The sequence below is a fragment of the Neobacillus cucumis genome, assembly GCF_002860255.1.
Taxonomy (GTDB): domain Bacteria; phylum Bacillota; class Bacilli; order Bacillales; family Cytobacillaceae; genus Neobacillus; species Neobacillus cucumis_A.
This window is the reverse complement of the sequence record NZ_PGVE01000007.1, coordinates 1-1,744: the sequence shown is the minus strand read 5'-3', so window position 1 is coordinate 1,744 and position 1,744 is coordinate 1. Positions and strand designations below refer to the sequence as shown.

Below are 1,744 nucleotides of genomic sequence, written 5' to 3'. Positions count from 1 at the left end.
GTATGAGTAAAATGTTTGTAGGAGAATTATTTCCCTTCTCATCCAGATAATGGCGTAGCCGTTAGCTGGATGAGAAGGGCCACCAAGCGAACGCGCGGTAGGAAAAGCAAAAAACGTGAAAAAGAGGGTCTCCTCTTGTTAGAATCATAGTCGACAAAAACCCGATTCTAAGGAGTGACCCTCATGCAAAAGAATACCACGGATTATCCAAATTTAAAACAGATTGAGCAACTGGTATGGAGGAAATTACAGGAAACCTTTTCGACTGTCATGACCAGCGTACTGACAGAAATGGACGAACAGATCGCAAAGGAACGCGATGTAAAGAAGTATCGTCTTCAAGACAAGCGCGTGCTGAAGTTGGTCAGCTTATTTGGGGAAATTGAGGTAGAAAGGAATTATTATCGGGACAGGCAGACAGGCGAGTATGTCTATCTCCTTGACCGTTATTTGGAGTTCGAGGGTGCGGGCGGATTCAGTCCCTTGATTGAGGAAGCAGCCATTGAGCTGGCCGTTACGGGCCCTTCTTACCGCAAGGCAGCCAACACACTTGAGACTCTGCTTGGCTATCGTGTCATCAGCCATGAAGCCATCCGGCAGCACCTTTTAAAGGTAACCAGCATCCCGAAAGAACGCCAACCTATACACCGTCCTGTTTTGTTTGTGGAGGTGGACGGGTTATACGTGAAGAGGCAAGAGAAAGGGAAAAGGGGCAAGGAAGAAAAGATAGCAGCGGTCCATCAAGGATGGGAGATCAACGGAAAACGAGTCGCTCTTAAAGATAAAAGGCATTTCGTCCATCGCGGGAAAGAGCCCTTTTGGGAAGCGTTTGAGGACTTTCTCATTGACACATTCGAATATGATCCAGCCGTCCACAGGCTTGTGATAAACGGCGACGGGGCGAAGTGGATAACGGCTTGCCGGGAGCACTTCAACGGGCGTGCCTTCTTTTCGATTGACCGCTTCCATGTGGCACGTGATATCCGAAGGCTGTTTCGTGAACATCCCCGCTACCGGGAAATGCAAAAGGCACTTGCCTCCTACAACGGCGAAAAATTGATTACAGAACTGAATAGTGCAGTTGGAACACTCGAAACAGAAGCGCAGGAGAAACGGCTGGAGGAATTGATTCATCAGCTGGAACAGTATCCGGAGGCCTTAGGCGACTATCGTAAATGGCTGAAGGAAAAAGGGATCGATACGGAAAGAATGCGGCCGATGGGGAGTGCGGAAGGAACGATGAGCGTGTTCGCAAAACGGCTGAAAAACGGCCGCAGCTGGGTGGAAAACGGTGCAAGTGCCATGATCACCGGATTGGTGGCATTCCTGGACAAACTGGCTTTGAAAACGTTGTTTGGGCGGGTTGAGAGATGGACAGAGTCCAAAGAGGTAACGAACCCACCAAGGCATTATGTGGAGAGGGTGACAAGCACAATTGGTGAAGCCACTAGGGATAATATTCAATATCTAAAGGGAAAGGGAAATATTCCGGTATACATAGCCTTAAAGGCACTTAAAGGATTTTAAAAAACGACTATTGATCAACAAGAAAGAACCCCAAATTCATGAATCCGCTTACACGTTTTAGGTGGAAATAAATTCCGCCAACAAATGCTTGACTCAAACGGTCTTGGAACTCAGCTAGGAAAAACGTTTCGGTCGGAGCTATAATATAGTAGACCAAAGTTAGTTTTCATAACCAAGCAAAACAGCCGGTATCATAATGATAATCCGGCTGTTTTGC

Annotated in this window: 1 protein-coding gene; it reads left to right on the top strand. The window is 47.2% G+C overall.

Annotated features, from left to right (window positions below; genetic code table 11):
* The first annotated feature begins 183 nt into the window (after positions 1-183).
* A complete protein-coding gene (locus CVD27_RS00715) occupies positions 184-1,527 on the top strand; it encodes an ISLre2 family transposase (protein ID WP_101645988.1) in 1,344 nt (447 codons plus the stop codon).
* The last annotated feature ends 217 nt before the right edge of the window (positions 1,528-1,744 follow it).